This window comes from Micrococcus sp. GbtcB5, from assembly GCF_019091605.1.
Classification (GTDB): domain Bacteria; phylum Actinomycetota; class Actinomycetes; order Actinomycetales; family Micrococcaceae; genus Micrococcus; species Micrococcus luteus.
Map to the genome: position 1 here is coordinate 70,726 of NZ_JAGXJK010000002.1, position 14,210 is coordinate 84,935.

The 14,210-nt window shown below is 73.3% G+C and carries 13 protein-coding genes; 3 read left to right on the forward strand and 10 right to left on the reverse strand.

The window, feature by feature from the left end:
- The first annotated feature begins 39 nt into the window (after positions 1-39).
- Genes KVS67_RS01275 through KVS67_RS01285 form a run of 3 tightly spaced genes read left to right on the forward strand, consistent with a single transcriptional unit; the run spans position 40 to position 4,131 of the window.
- On the forward strand, positions 40-1,641 hold the full coding sequence (locus tag KVS67_RS01275) for a glucose-6-phosphate isomerase (RefSeq protein ID WP_166437594.1): 1,602 nt from the start codon (positions 40-42) through the stop codon (positions 1,639-1,641).
- A complete protein-coding gene (gene zwf / locus KVS67_RS01280) occupies positions 1,631-3,193 on the forward strand; it encodes a glucose-6-phosphate dehydrogenase (protein WP_166437595.1) in 1,563 nt (520 codons plus the stop codon). The genes KVS67_RS01275 and zwf overlap by 11 nt, the downstream gene beginning before the upstream one ends.
- A complete protein-coding gene (locus KVS67_RS01285; protein WP_036315284.1) occupies positions 3,190-4,131 on the forward strand; it encodes a glucose-6-phosphate dehydrogenase assembly protein OpcA in 942 nt (313 codons plus the stop codon). The genes zwf and KVS67_RS01285 overlap by 4 nt, the downstream gene beginning before the upstream one ends.
- Before the next feature lie 93 nt (positions 4,132-4,224).
- On the opposite strand, the gene secG is transcribed toward KVS67_RS01285, so the two are convergent.
- From secG to KVS67_RS01335, 10 genes are all read right to left on the reverse strand, one after another.
- On the reverse strand, positions 4,225-4,476 hold the full coding sequence (gene secG, locus KVS67_RS01290) for a preprotein translocase subunit SecG (RefSeq protein ID WP_036315286.1): 252 nt from the start codon (positions 4,474-4,476) through the stop codon (positions 4,225-4,227).
- 81 nt (positions 4,477-4,557) lie between these two features.
- Entirely contained in the window at positions 4,558-5,349 is a 792-nt protein-coding gene (gene tpiA / locus KVS67_RS01295) for a triose-phosphate isomerase (RefSeq protein WP_010078716.1), read from the reverse strand.
- A 2-nt stretch (positions 5,350-5,351) separates the two neighbouring features.
- Positions 5,352-6,599, reverse strand: coding sequence for a phosphoglycerate kinase (gene pgk / locus KVS67_RS01300; RefSeq protein WP_166437596.1), 1,248 nt, complete (start codon positions 6,597-6,599; stop codon positions 5,352-5,354).
- A gap of 107 nt (positions 6,600-6,706) precedes the next feature.
- A complete protein-coding gene (gap, locus tag KVS67_RS01305; protein ID WP_036315293.1) occupies positions 6,707-7,717 on the reverse strand; it encodes a type I glyceraldehyde-3-phosphate dehydrogenase in 1,011 nt (336 codons plus the stop codon).
- A 185-nt stretch (positions 7,718-7,902) separates the two neighbouring features.
- The gene (locus tag KVS67_RS01310) at positions 7,903-8,529 is read right to left on the reverse strand and encodes a superoxide dismutase (protein WP_036315296.1); all 627 of its coding nucleotides are present in this window, start codon (positions 8,527-8,529) and stop codon (positions 7,903-7,905) included.
- Positions 8,530-8,678: 149 nt separating this feature from the next.
- Positions 8,679-9,644, reverse strand: a complete 966-nt coding sequence (whiA, locus tag KVS67_RS01315; RefSeq protein ID WP_036315298.1) for a DNA-binding protein WhiA — start codon at positions 9,642-9,644, stop codon at positions 8,679-8,681.
- 31 nt (positions 9,645-9,675) lie between these two features.
- Entirely contained in the window at positions 9,676-10,722 is a 1,047-nt protein-coding gene (gene yvcK / locus KVS67_RS01320) for a uridine diphosphate-N-acetylglucosamine-binding protein YvcK (RefSeq protein WP_063189250.1), read from the reverse strand.
- The gene (gene rapZ, locus KVS67_RS01325) at positions 10,719-11,615 is read right to left on the reverse strand and encodes an RNase adapter RapZ (RefSeq protein ID WP_063189252.1); all 897 of its coding nucleotides are present in this window, start codon (positions 11,613-11,615) and stop codon (positions 10,719-10,721) included. The genes yvcK and rapZ overlap by 4 nt, the downstream gene beginning before the upstream one ends.
- Complete coding sequence (gene uvrC / locus KVS67_RS01330) at positions 11,612-13,537, reverse strand: excinuclease ABC subunit UvrC (RefSeq protein ID WP_036315391.1); 1,926 nt, start codon at positions 13,535-13,537, stop codon at positions 11,612-11,614. Before uvrC ends, rapZ begins: the two co-directional genes overlap by 4 nt.
- A complete protein-coding gene (locus tag KVS67_RS01335; RefSeq protein ID WP_036315306.1) occupies positions 13,530-14,201 on the reverse strand; it encodes a 1-acyl-sn-glycerol-3-phosphate acyltransferase in 672 nt (223 codons plus the stop codon). Before KVS67_RS01335 ends, uvrC begins: the two co-directional genes overlap by 8 nt.
- Positions 14,202-14,210: the final 9 nt, after the last annotated feature.

Genomic DNA, 14,210 nt, shown 5'->3' on the forward strand with positions numbered 1-14,210 from the left:
CCCCGCCGCCCGCTCGCCACGCGCACGGAAGGACCCCCCATGAGCACCCTCGGCCTCACCGCCACCGGAGCCGCCCTCGAGGCGATCGACCGCCATCTGCCCGCCCTCCTCCAGGACCGCGTCGCCTCCCGCCTCGGGGCGCAGGACGCCGACCTGTGGGGGGCGCCGGCCCGCGACGAGGCCGCCAAGCGGCTCGGCTGGATCGACCTGTTCGAGGACTCCCGCGCCCTCGTCCCAGACATCGCCCAGCTGACCCGGGAGCTGCGCGCCGAGGGCGTGGACCGCGTGGTCCTGGCGGGCATGGGCGGCTCGTCCCTGGCCCCCGAGGTGATCGCGGCGACGGCCGGCGTCGAGCTCGAGGTCCTGGACTCCACGGACCCGCTCCAGGTCTCCCGCGCCCTCGAGCGCGACCTCGAGCGAACCGTGCTGGTGGTCTCCTCCAAGTCCGGCTCCACCGTGGAGACCGACTCGCAGCGCCGCGTCGTCGAGGCCGCGTTCCGCGACGCTGGGATCGACCCCCGCACCCGCCTGGTCGCCGTCACGGACCCGGGCTCACCGCTGCACGCCGCGTGCGAGTCCGCCGGCTGGCGCGCCGTCTTCACCGCGGACCCGACCGTGGGCGGGCGTTTCTCGGCCCTCACCGCGTTCGGCCTGGTCCCCACCGGCCTGGCCGGCGTGGACGTCGCGGCCCTGCTGGACGACGCGGAGGCCGTGCTCGACCTGCTGATCGCCGACGACGAGGACAACCCGGGCCTGCAGCTCGGCGCGGCCCTGGGCGGCACCCGCCCGCTGCGCGACAAGCTCGTCTTCGCCGACCACGGGTCCGGCATCGCCGGACTGCCGGCCTGGATCGAGCAGCTGATCGCCGAGTCCACGGGCAAGGACGGCACCGGGCTGCTGCCCGTCGTCGTCGCCCCCGGCGACCCCGAGACCGTGTGGGACGCCCCCGACCTGCTGCAGGTGCAGCTCGTCGGCGAGGACGACGTCGCGGCCCCGGGCCACGGCGTGCAGGTCGCCGGCTCGCTCGGCGCCCAGCTGCTGCTGTGGGAGGTGGCCACCGCGGTGGCCGGCCGCCTGCTCGGGATCAACCCCTTCGACCAGCCGGACGTGGAGGCCGCCAAGGCCGCCGCCCGCACCCTGCTGGACGGCCCCGCCGCCGAGCGGCCGGCCGACGGTGAGGTGGAGGGTGTCGAGGTCTCCGGCCCGGCGTCCGTGACCTCTGCCCCGGACCTGGCCGGCGTGCTGCGCGCCACGGCGGCACTGGTGCCCGAGGGCGGCTACCTGGCGGTCCACGCCTACCTCTCCCGTCATGACGACGCCGAGCTCGAGGAGCTGCGCGCAGACCTGGCGGACCTGGTCGGCCGCCCGGTCACGTTCGGCTGGGGTCCGCGGTTCCTGCACTCCACCGGGCAGTTCCACAAGGGCGGCCCGGCCGTCGGCGTGTTCCTGCAGATCACCGGCGACGCCGGCCGGGACCTCGAGGTGCCCGGCCGCCCGTTCTCCCTGGGCAGGCTCATCGCCGCGCAGGCCGCGGGCGACGCCCGGGTGCTGGGCGATCTCGGCCGCCCCGTGGTCACCCTGCACCTGCGCCGCCGCGACGCGGGCATCGAGGCCCTGAGGAGCGCCGTCCGTGGCCGGTGAGTCCCGGACCGTCCCCCGCAACCCGCTGCGCGACCCCCGTGACCGGCGCCTGACCCGCATCGCGGGCCCGTCGGCGCTCGTGCTGTTCGGCGTGACGGGCGACCTGGCGAAGAAGAAGCTCCTGCCGGCCATGTACGACCTGGCCCAGCGCGGCCTGCTGCCGCCGGCGTTCTCCCTCGTCGGCTTCGGTCGCCGCGACTGGTCCGACGAGGAGTTCGCCGACTACGTGCGCGCCGCCGTCGAAGCCTCCTCCCGGACCACGTTCGACGAGACCGTGTGGGACCAGTTCCAGGGCGGCCTGCGCTTCGTCTCCGGCGCGTTCGACGACGAGGCGGCCTACGTCCGTCTGGACGAGGTGCTCGCCGAGCTCGAGACCTCACGCGGCACGCGCGGGAACACCGCGTTCTACCTCTCCATCCCGCCGGACTGGTTCGAGGCCGTCTCCCGCCACCTGGCCGACCAGGGCCTGGCCGACCGGTCGCAGCCGGCCGAGGGCCCGTGGCGCCGCGTGGTCATCGAGAAGCCCTTCGGCCACGACCTGGCCAGCGCGCAGGAGCTCAATGCTGTGATCGAGCGCGTCTTCCCCTCGGACGCGGTGTTCCGCATCGACCACTACCTCGGCAAGGAGACGGTGCAGAACATCCTCGCGTTCCGGTTCGCCAACCGGATGTTCGAGCCGCTCTGGAACGCGGAGCACGTGGACCACGTCCAGATCACGATGGCCGAGGACATCGGCATCGGTGGACGGGCGAGCTACTACGACGGCGTGGGCGCGGCGCGCGACGTCATCCAGAACCACCTCCTGCAGCTGCTCGCGTTCACCGCGATGGAGGAGCCGATCTCGTTCGACGCGGACCATCTGCGCGCGGAGAAGGAGAAGGTCCTCGAGGCCGTGACCGTCCCGGACACGCCCGAGGGACTCGCGGCGGCCTCCGCCCGCGGCCAGTACACCTCCGGCTGGCAGGGCGGCGAGCGGGTCACGGGATTCCTCGACGAGGAGGGCTTCAACCCGGCGTCCGTCACGGAGACGTACGCCGCGCTCAAGGTGGGCATCCGCACGCGGCGCTGGCAGGGCGTGCCGTTCTACCTGCGGGCCGGCAAACGCCTCGGCCGGCGGGTGACGGAGATCGCCGTCGTCTTCAAGAAGCCCCCGCACCTGCTGTTCCCCGTCCACGACGGGGACGAGTTCGGGCAGAACATCATCGTCATCCGGGTGCAGCCGGACGAGGGCGTCACCATCCGCTTCGCGTCCAAGGTGCCCGGCACGCAGACCGAGATCCGCGACGTCACGATGGACTTCGGCTACGGCCACGCCTTCACCGAGGACTCCCCCGAGGCGTACGAGCGTCTCATCCTCGACGTGCTCCTCGGGGAGCCGCCGCTGTTCCCGCGCCAGGCCGAGGTGGAGCTGTCCTGGCGGATCGTGGACCCGTTCGAGGAGCACTGGGCGAGCCTGGGCACCCAGCCCGAGCCCTACGCCCCGGGCACGTGGGGACCGCCCTCGGCCGACGCCCTCATGGCCCGCGACGGACGAAGCTGGAGGCGCCCGTGAAGATCCGCATGCACGACACCACCACCTCCCAGGTGGCCAAGCGCATCACGCAGCTGCGCGAGAAGAGCGGGGTCGTGGCCCTCGGCCGCGTCCTCACGCTCGTGATCAGCACGGACGACGCCGGCATCGAGTCCGCCGTCCAGGCCGCCAACGCGGCCTCGCTCGAACACCCGTGCCGCATCGTCGTCCTGGCCCTGGGCGACCCCGCGGCCCCCACCCGCCTGGACGCCGAGATCCGGGTCGGGGGCGACGCCGGCGCCTCCGACGTCGTGGTGCTGTGGTGCGCCGGGGAGAACGCCCACGCCGACGAGTCGCTCGTCTCCGGGCTGCTCCTGCCCGATGCGCCCATCGTCGTGTGGTGGCCCGGGGTGCCACCCGGGGTCCCCTCGGCGACGGCGCTCGGTCGCCTGGCCCACCGCCGGATCACGGACACGGCCTCGGCGTCCGCGGCCGAGCCCGCCCTGTGGGCTCTGCGCGCGGGCCACCATGAGGGGGACACCGACCTGGCCTGGACGCGCCTGACGCTGTGGCGGATCCAGGTGGCCGGGATCTTCGACACGCTCGACGTGGCCACCCTGCGCTCGGTGACGGTGGACGGGGCGCCGGACTCCCCCAGCACCATGCTGCTCGCGGCGTGGCTCACCCTGACCCTGAAGGTGCCCGTGACGATCGCGCACTCGAAGGTCGGCCACGGGATCCGTGCGGTGCGCCTGCGGTGCACGGACGGGGACGTGGTGCTCTCCCGCTCGCAGTCGCAGGTGGCCCGGCTCTATCAGCAGGGCCGGCCGGTGCAGCGCATCTCCCTGCCACGCCGGACGATCCAGGACTGCCTGGCCGAGGAGCTGCGCCGCCTGGACCCGGACGAGGTCTTCGGCGCCGTGCTCCACCAGGGCCTGCCGCGCACGGACCTCTCCCCCGTGCAGGCCTCCGAACGCTGAGGGGCCCCCGGCGCCCCACCGGTCCGGGACGCGCGAACGCCCCGCACGGATCTTCCGTGCGGGGCGTTCGCGTCGGGGCCCGGCGGGGCGGCCTCAGGACTCCATGGTCAGACGCGGCAGGACGCCGAGCAGGGCGATCACGACACCCCAGGCGACCACGGAGCCGACGGTCAGGCGGGTGAGCAGACGCTGGGCGGAGCCCGAGGAGCTCATCGAGCTGGTCACGCCGCCGCCGAACATGTCCGAGACGCCGCCGCCGCGGCCCTTGTGCAGCAGGATGAGCAGCACGATGACCACGCTGAGCACGACCACGAGGATCTGCAGGGCCAGGGTCAGGACGTCCACGGGAGGGCTCCTCGGGTCGAGGTGCGGCCCCGGCGCGCGCCGGGGCCGTCACGGAGAATGCGGTCGGTCGGGCCGGACGGATCAGGCCTGGTCGAACCGGACGATCTTAGCAAACTCGTCCGCGTCGAGGCTGGCGCCGCCCACGAGGGCGCCGTCCACGTCTGGCTGCGCCAGCAGCGCCGGCGCGCTGGAGGACTTCACGGAGCCGCCGTAGAGGATCCGCAGTCCGGCGGCGACGTCGTCGCCGTGCAGTGCGGCCACGCGGGCGCGCAGGGCCGCGCACATCTGCTGCGCGTCCTCGGGGCCGGCGACCTCGCCCGTGCCGATCGCCCACACGGGCTCGTAGGCGACGACGACGCCGGCCACGTCCTGCGCCGACAGGCCCGCGATCGAGCCCTCCAGCTGGGCGAGCGTGTGCTCGACGTGCCGGCCGGCCTGGCGCACCTCCAGGCCCTCGCCCACGCAGATCACCGGGGTGAGGCCGTGGCGCAGGGCCGCGGCGGCCTTGCGCGCGACGAGGGCGTCGTCCTCCCCGTGGAGGGTGCGGCGCTCGGAGTGGCCCACGATCGCGTAACGGCACCCCAGCGCGGCCAGGAACGCGCCGGAGACGTCGCCCGTGTAGGCGCCGGCGTCCTCGGGCGAGAGGTCCTGCGCGCCGTAGACGAGGTCCAGGCGGTCGCCGGTGACGAGCGTCTGCACGGACCGCAGGCCCGTGAAGGGCGGGAACACCGCGACCTCCACGGCCTCCTGGTCATGGTCCGCGTCCGAGAGGAGCCACGTGAGGCGCTGCACCAGGGTGACGGCCTCGAGGTGGTCCAGGTTCATCTTCCAGTTGCCCGCGATCAGCGGCACGCGCGTGGTCTGCTCCGCCATGCTCACGCCCGCCCCTCGCCGGCCAGGGCGGTGACGCCCGGCAGCTCCTTGCCCTCGAGGTATTCGAGGGAGGCGCCGCCACCGGTGGAGATGTGGCCGAACGCGTCGTCGGCGAAGCCGAGCGTGCGCACGGCCGCCGCGGAGTCGCCGCCGCCGACCACCGACAGGCCGCCGGCCGCGGAGGCCTCGGTGAGGGCCTGGGCCACCGCCCGGGTGCCCTCCGCGAAGGCCGGGAACTCGAACACGCCCATGGGGCCGTTCCAGAACACGGTCTGGGCGCCGCGGATCTGCTCCGCGAACGCCCGGGCCGTCTCCGGGCCGATGTCCAAGCCCATGGCGGACGCGCCGTGCGCGCCCGAGGTGAGGGCGTCCACGGCCAGGACCTCGTGCTCGGCGTCGGCCGCGAAGCCGGAGGCCATGACGATGTCCGTGGGGAGCACGATGCGGGCGGCCCCGGCCTCGGAGCGGCGCAGGTACTCGCGGACGGTGTCGAGCTGGTCCCCCTCGAGCAGGGAGGCGCCCACCTCGTGGCCCTGCGCCTTGAGGAAGGTGAAGAGCATGCCGCCGCCGATCAGCAGCATGTCGGCCTTGTCCAGCAGGTTGTCGATCACGGCCAGCTTGTCCGAGACCTTCGACCCGCCCAGCACGACGACGTAGGGCCGCTCCGGGGACTCGGTCAGGCGGGTGAGCACCTCGAGCTCGGCGGCGACCAGCGGGCCCTGGTAGGCCGGCAGCTGCGCCGCGACGTCGAACACGGAGGCGTGCTTGCGGTGGACCGCGCCGAACGCGTCGCCCACGTAGGCACCGTCCGCGCCGGCCAGGGCAGCCATCTCCCCGGCGAGTGCGGCGCGCTCGGCATCGTCCTTGGAGGTCTCGCGGGCGTCGAAGCGCACGTTCTCCAGCAGCAGCACCTGGCCGTCCTGCAGGGCGGCGGCCTTCGCGCGCGCGTCGTCCCCGGTCACGTCCGCGGCGAGGGCGACGTCGGTGCCCAGCAGCTCGGCCATGCGCGCGGCGACGGGGCGGAGGGAGTACGCGGGGTCCGGCTCACCCTTGGGGCGGCCCAGGTGGGCCATGACGATCACGCGCGCACCGGCCTCGGCCAGGTCCCGGATCGCGGGCAGCGAGGCACGGATGCGGCCGTCGTCGGTGACGGTGTCCCCGTCCAGCGGGACGTTCAGGTCGGACCGGATGAGCACGGTGCGGCCGGCGACGCCGGCCTCGAGCAGATCGGTGAGGGTCGGTGCGGGCATGATGCCTCCTGGGGTGCCGGAGCGGGGTCGGTTCACGGTGCAGTCTAGGCGGACGGCCCGGGCCGACGGAGGAACCGTCGGCCCGGGCCGTCGGGCGCCGTGCGGGCTCAGAGCTTCGAGCCGATGAGGTCTGCGAAGTCCATGAGCTGGGAGGTGTAGCCGTACTCGTTGTCGTACCAGCCGATGATCTTCACGGTCTGGCCGATGGACTTGGTCAGCGGGGCGTCGAAGGTGCACGCCGCCGGGGAGGTGATGATGTCCGAGGACACGATCGGGTCCTCCGAGTAGACCAGGCGGCCCTGCAGCGGACCGGACTCCGCGGCCTTCTTGAACGCCGCGTTGATCTCCTCGACCTCCACGTGGCGCGTCAGCTCCACGGTCAGGTCGGTGGCCGAGCCGGTGATGGTGGGCACCCGCATGGCGAAGCCGTCGAGCTTGCCCTTCAGCTCCGGGATGACCTCGCCGATGGCCTTGGCCGCGCCCGTGGAGGTGGGCACCATGTTCTGGGCCGCGGCGCGCGCCCGACGGCGATCCTTCTTGTGCACGTTGTCGTGCAGGTTCTGGTCGCCGGTGTACGCGTGGATCGTGGTCATGATGCCGTCCACGATGCCGAACTCGTCGTTGAGGACCTTCGCCATCGGGGCCAGGCAGTTCGTGGTGCACGAGGCGTTCGAGACGATGTGCATCGACTCCGCGTCGTAGGTGTGCTCGTTCACGCCCATCACGAAGGTGCCGTCGACCTCCTTGGCGGGGGCCGAGATGAGGACCTTCTTGGCCCCCGCGTCGAGGTGGGCCTGCGCCTTGGGGCCGGTCGTGAAGATGCCGGTGCACTCGATGACCAGGTCCACGCCGAGCTCACCCCACGGCAGCTTCGTCGGGTCGGCCTCCTGGAAGAACGCGACGTCGCGGCCGTCGATGCGGAACCCCTTCTCGGTCCGCTCCAGCTCGCCCGGGTAGCGGCCCAGGATGGTGTCGTACTGGGTCAGCCAGAACAGGTCCTCGGGGTCGGCGAGGTCGTTCACCGCGACCAGCTCGAGGTTCTCGTGGCCGCGGTCCCTGAGCACGCGCACGATGTTGCGTCCGATGCGGCCGTAGCCGTTGATGGCGATCTTGGTCATGGTGGTCTCTCTCGTTAGTTCGCGTTGCGTGGTCCCCGTGGCGGTGGGTCCGGGGCGGTACGGTCGAGCGGTCGCGCCCGGTCCGGGCGCGCGGTGGGGACAGGGCCGGAGCGCCGAGCCCCTCCCCGCATCGGGGCGCTGACGTCGTGGGGCCACGACGTCAGCGCCCCGGTGCGCGGTGTGGATCAGGCCGGGAGGATCAGGCCGGAGGCGCCGGCGCGGGCGGCCTCGAAGCGGGCCTGCACGTCGGCCCAGTTCACGATGTTCCAGATCGCCTTGACGTAGTCCGCCTTGACGTTCTGGTAGTCGAGGTAGAAGGCGTGCTCCCACATGTCCAGCTGGAACAGCGGGATGGTGGCGACCGGCACGCCGTTCTGCTGGTCGTAGAACTGCTCGATCACCAGGTTGCCGCCGATGGGCTCGTAGGCCAGCACGGCCCAGCCGGAGCCCTGGATGCCGAGGGCGGCGGCGGTGAAGTGGGCCTGGAACTGGTCGAACGAGCCGAAGTACTCGTCGATGGCGGCGGCCAGCTCGCCGGTCGGCTTGTCGCCGCCCTCCGGCGAGAGGTTCTTCCAGAAGATCGAGTGGTTCGTGTGCCCGCCCAGGTTGAAGGCGAGGTCCTTCGACAGCTGGTTCACGGAGCCGAAGTCGCCGGCCTCACGCGCGGCGGCCAGCTTCTCCAGGGCGGTGTTCGCGCCCTTGACGTACGTGGCGTGGTGCTTGGAGTGGTGCAGCTCCATGATGCGGGCCGAGATGTGCGGCTCCAGCGCGGCGTAGTCGTAGTCCAGCTCCGGAAGGGTGTATTCGGTCATGCTTCCTCCTTGGTCAGGCGAGGCTGCGGGCAGGACGCCCTCGGCCTCCACCTCGGGCAACCTCGCGTCTCGGCGGCGTATTCCGTCCGTCTCCATTGTGATCGGGGGCGGAGCGCCGGGGCCAGATCCCGTCGACGGTGATCCCGCGCTCAGCCTTCGGAGGCCGCGTCCGTCCCGGGGATGCCCCGCTCGGCGGCCCGCTTGTCCGCCATGGCCAGTAGCCGGCGGATGCGCCCGGCGACGGCGTCCTTGGTCATCGGCGGGTCCGCGAGGCGGCCGAGCTCGTCGAGGGAGGCCTGCTTGTGCTCGAGGCGCAGCCGTCCCGCGTAGCGAAGGTGGTCGGGCACCTCGTCCCCGAGGATCTCGAGGGCCCGCTCCACCTTCGCCCCGGCCGTGACAGCGGCCTGGGCGGAACGGCGCAGGTTGGCGTCGTCGAAGTTCGCCAGGCGGTTGGCGGTGGCCCGGACCTCTTTGCGCTCGCGCCGCTCGCGCCAGAGGGTCGCGGTCTGCTCCGCGCCGACGGCGGCGAGCAGCGTGGCGATCGCCTCGCCGTCGCGGACCACGACGCGGTCCGACTGACGCACCTCGCGCGCCTTCGCCGCCACGCGGAGCCGACGCGCGGCCCCCACCAGCGCGAGCGCGGCCTCCGGGCCCGGCGTGGTCACCTCGAGGGCCGCCGAGCGGCCGGGCTCGGTGAGGGAGCCGTGGGCCAGCAGGGCCCCGCGCCACACGGCGGCGGTGGCCGCCGTCGTCCCGCTGACGAGGACCGGCGCGAGGCCACGCACGGGCCGTCCCCGCTGGTCGATGAGCCCGGTCTGCCGGGCGAGGTCCTCTCCCCCGCGCACGACCCGGAGCACGTACCGCTGACCACGGCGCAGGTTGCCGCCGGAGACCACCACGATCTCCGGGGCCAGGCCGTACAGCTCGGTGATGGCGGCCCGCAGGCGGCGCGCACTGGCGCCGTGGTCCAGTTCAACCTCCACGACGACGCGGCCGGCCACGAGGTGCAACCCCCCGGCGAACCGCAGCATCGCCGCGGTCTCCGCCCGCCGCTCCGGGGTCGCGGCGACCGGCACACGGGCCAGCTCCTCCTTGAGGGTCATGGTCAGCGCCATGCTCGTGCTCCTTCTCGGCGAGGTGCGCGCGTCAGTGGGTCATCGCCTCGCCGATCGAGACGGCCAGGCGCAGCGGGTCGTGGACCTGGGGATCCTGGGCACTGCTCACTCTACTGAACGCCACGCGCGCGCCCATCCGGGCCGCCTCGGCCTCCACCGCCGCCCGGTCGGTGACCGCGTCCACGTCGGCGATCACCACGTCCAGCCGGAGGTCCGGCGCATAGGAGCGCAGCACCTTGAGGTGGTCGGCGTGGGTGAGGCCGGTGGTCTCCTGGTCTCCCGTGCGCAGGTTCAGCACCATGAGGCGCCGGGCGGTGGTGGCGGCGAGGGCCGCGCGCACGTCCGGCATCAGCAGGTGCGGCAGCACCGACGTGTACAGCGAGCCGGGTCCGAGCACCACCCAGTCGGCCATCTCGATCGCCGAGAGCGCCTCCGGGGTGGCGGGGGCGTCGGACGGGCTCAGGCGGACGTCGGTGACGCGCCCCTCGAACGCGGCGACCGCGAGGGCCACCTGGCCCTCCACGCATCGGGTGCGCAGGCGGCCGTCCGGGCCGGCGCTGAACACGTCCCCGCCGATGGTCAGCGGCACCCGCGAGACCGGCAGGACCTCACCGTGCGCCCGCAGCAGGGCGCCGGCCCAGCGCAGCCCGTCCACCGGGTCGCCCAGCAGCTCCCAGAGGGCGACGATCAGGAGGTTCCCGAGCGCGTGGTTGTCCAGGGTGGCCTGGTCGGCGGGCACCTCGGTGGAGCGGAAGCGGTGCTGCATGACGTGGGCCCAGGTCCGACCCCAGTCGGTGTCGTCGCACAGGGCGGCCAGCGCCATGCGGAGGTCGCCGGGCGGCAGCACCGCCATCTCCCGGCGGATGGTGCCGGAGGAGCCGCCGTCGTCCGCCACCGTGACGACGGCCGTGAGGTGCCCGGCCACGTGCCGCAGGGCCGCGAGGGACGCGGAGAGGCCGTGGCCGCCGCCGAGGGCGGTGACCCGGGCCGTGGGGCGGGACATGCCGGCGCCCACCCCGCGCCCTTCCGAACCCATCCCGGGCGGCAGGGGCAGCTGGCCGGTGAGCGGGGACGTCATTCGCGCCCCATGTCCCGGTGCTGGACGTGCACCGTCACGTGGGGCACCTGGGCCAGGCGCCGGGCGAGCTCCTCGGCGACGGCCACGGAGCGGTGCTTGCCGCCCGTGCAGCCGATGGCGAGCGTGGCGTAGTGCTTGTTCTCCCGCCGGTAGCCCTCGAACACCGGCCCCAGCATGGCGACGTACGCGCGCAGGAAGTCCTCCACACCGGGGCGGGAGAGCACGTAGTCCGCGACCGCGGCCTCCGTGCCCGTGTGCGGACGCAGCGCCGGCACCCAGTGGGGGTTGGGGATGAAGCGCATGTCCGCCACGAAGTTCGCGTCCGCCGGGACGCCGTACTTGAACCCGAAGCTCATGATGGTCAGGCGCAGCGTGACGGGGCCGGACTCCGAGAACAGCGCGGTGATCTCCGTGGCCAGGCCGTGCACGTTCAGCTCGGTGGTGTCCACCACGACGTCGGCACGCGCCTTGAGCGGCTCGACGACGTCCCGCTCCGCGCGGATGCCGTCCAGCAGCCGGGCGTTGCCCTGCATCGGGTGGGGGCGGCGGCCGGCCTCGAAGCGTTGCAGGAGGACGTGGTCCTCCGCATCGAGGAACACGGTGCGATACTCCACTCCGCTGTTGGCCAGGTGCTGCAGGGCGGCGTACAGCTCCTCGAAGTAGGAGCGCGAGCGCACGTCCACCACGATCGCCAGGCGCGGGAACGCCTCCGGCGAGCGGGCGATGAGCTCGGCCAGCGTGCCGAACAGGGCCGGCGGCATGTTCTCCACCACGTCCCAGCCGTGGTCCTCGAGCGCGTGCGCGGCGGTGGTCCGTCCGGCGCCGGACATCCCGGCGATCACGAGCACCTCGGATGTCGGCGGCTTCTCCGGCTGGAGGGTCTCCTCGATCATGACTCCACTGTATCCGCGGGCGTGTCGGCCGTGAGCGCCGTGTGGACGGCCTCGGCCAGCCGCGGCCCGATGCCGGCGACCTCGGTCAGCCGGTCCACGCCGGCGGCCCGGATCTCGGCGACGGAGCCGAAGTGGTTCAGCAGCGCGGTGCGCTTGGCCGGGCCCAGGCCCGGGATCCCATCCAGGGCGGAGACGGTCATCGCCTTGGACCGCCGGCTGCGGTGGCCCGCGATCGCGAACCGGTGCGACTCGTCACGGATGCGCTGGAGCAGGTACAGGCCCTCCGAGGTGCGCGGCAGGACCACCGGGAACTCGTCGCCCGGCAGCCACACCTCCTCGAGCCGCTTGGCCAGCCCGACCACGGGCAGGTCGTCCAGGCCCAGCTCCTCGAGGACCGCCGCGGCCGCGGCCACCTGGGGCGGGCCGCCGTCGACCACCACGAGCGAGGGCGGGTACGCGAAGCGGCGCCCCGCCTCCTGATCGTCCCCCTCGACCTGACCGGAGAGCGGGGCGCCCTCCGCGCGCTCCTTGGCCAGGCGGGCGAAACGACGCCGCAGGACGTCGCGCAGGGACGCCGTGTCGTCCCGGGCGGCCTCCCCCGTGACGTTGAAGCGGCGGTAGTCCTTCTTCTTCGGCAGCCCGTCCTCCATGACGACCATCGAGCCGACCACGTTGGTGCCCTGGGAGTGGGAGATGTCGTAGCACTCGATGCGCAGCAGGGGCTCGGTGATCTCCAGGGCCTCCTGCAGCTCCCGCAGGGCGGCGGAGCGGGTGGTGAGGTCCCCGGACCGCCGCGACTTGTGCAGCTTCAGGGCCATCTCCGCGTTCTCCCGGACGGTCTCCATGAGGTCCGCCTTCGAGCCCCGCCGGGGCACGCGCACGGCGACCCGGGACCCGCGCAGGCCCGAGAGCCACTCGGTGAGCTGTGCGGCGTCGTCGGGCTCGACCGGGACGAGGATCTCGTGCGGGATGCGCTCCGGCCCCTCGAGGTCGCCGTAGACCTGCTGGAGCAGGTGCGCGACCATCTCCGGCTCGGCGACGTCCTCCACGCGCTCCATGACCCAGCCGCGCTGGCCGCGGATGCGACCCTGCCGGACGTGGAACACCTGCACCGCGACCTCCAGCTCGTCCGCGTGCAGGGCGAAGATGTCCGCCTCCGTGTTCTCCGGCAGCACCACGGCGTTGCGCTCGAACACGCGGCGCAGCGCGGCGATGTCGTCCCGCAGCCGGGCCGCGTCCTCGTAGCGCAGCTCCTCGACGGCGCGGGCCATGGCCTTCTCCAGCTCGCGGATGAACCGGTTCGCATCCCCGGCCATGAAGTCGCAGAAGTCCTGGGCCAGCGCGCGATGGTCCGCCGGGCTGATCCGGCCCACGCAGGGCGCCGAGCACTTGCCGATGTAGCCGAGCAGGCACGGCCGGTCCTGGGCGCGGGCCCGCTTGAACACGCCGGCCGAGCACGTGCGGACCGGGAAGACGCGCAGCATCAGGTCCACGGTCTCGCGGATCGCCTTGGCCGGGTGGAACGGGCCGAAGTACTTCACGCCGGGCTTCCGGTCGCCGCGCATCACCTGGACGCGCGGGAACTGCTCGTTCATGGTCACGGCCAGGTACGGGTACGACTTGTCGTCCCGGTACATGATGTTGAACCGGGGGCGGTACTCCTTGATCCACGTGTACTCGAGCTGGAGCGCCTCCAGCTCGGAGCCGACGACGGTCCACTCGACCGCGGCCGCCGTGAACACCATGGTCCGGGTCTTGGTGGCCAGCCGGGCGGGGTCCTGGAAATAGGAGCTCAGGCGGGCGCGCAGGTTCTTCGCCTTGCCGACGTAGACGACGCGTCCGTCCGCGTCGCGGAAGCGGTAGACGCCGGGCGACGTGGAGATCTCGCCCGGAGCCGGGCGGTAGGAGGCCGGATCAGCCACGGGCACCCGGGGCGGCGTTGTAGGCGTCCACGCGCTCCTGCCCCGAGAGCGCGCCGATGGCGTCCATGATCGCCGCCGTCGCGTCGCGGCGCTGCGGCAGGGTGTGTCGACGCCCGGGGTGGCCGAAGTCCAGGGGCGCGCCCACGCGCACGGAGAACCGGTGGGGACGGAAGCCGTTCGTGTCCGGCGGCTGGAGGTGCTGCGTGCCGACGAGGCCCACGGGCACCACGGGTGCGCCCGTGGCCAGGGCCAGCCAGGCCGCACCGGTGCGGCCGCGGTAGAGGCGGCCGTCGCGGCTGCGGGTGCCCTCCGGGTAGATGCCGACGCCCTGGCCGGACTCGAGCAGGCCCACGAGGGACTCGAGCGCGGCCACGGAGGCGGCCTGCTCGCCCCGGCGGACGGGGACGGAGCCCACGGACTCGAAGAACCGCCGCCGGACGCGGCCCCGCAGGCCCGTGCCCGTGAAGTACTCCTCCTTGGCGAAGAAGTGGACCGGGCGGGGGGCGAGGGCCTGGAGGATCACCGAGTCGACGAAGGACAGGTGGTTGGAGGCCATGACGAAGGGGCCCCGCGCAGGGACGTGCTCCATGCCGACGACCTCGGGGCGGCAGGTGAGCCGCAGGAGCGCGGCGGCGCTCCTGCGCACGGGCTCCGACGTCGCCATGGCTCTCCT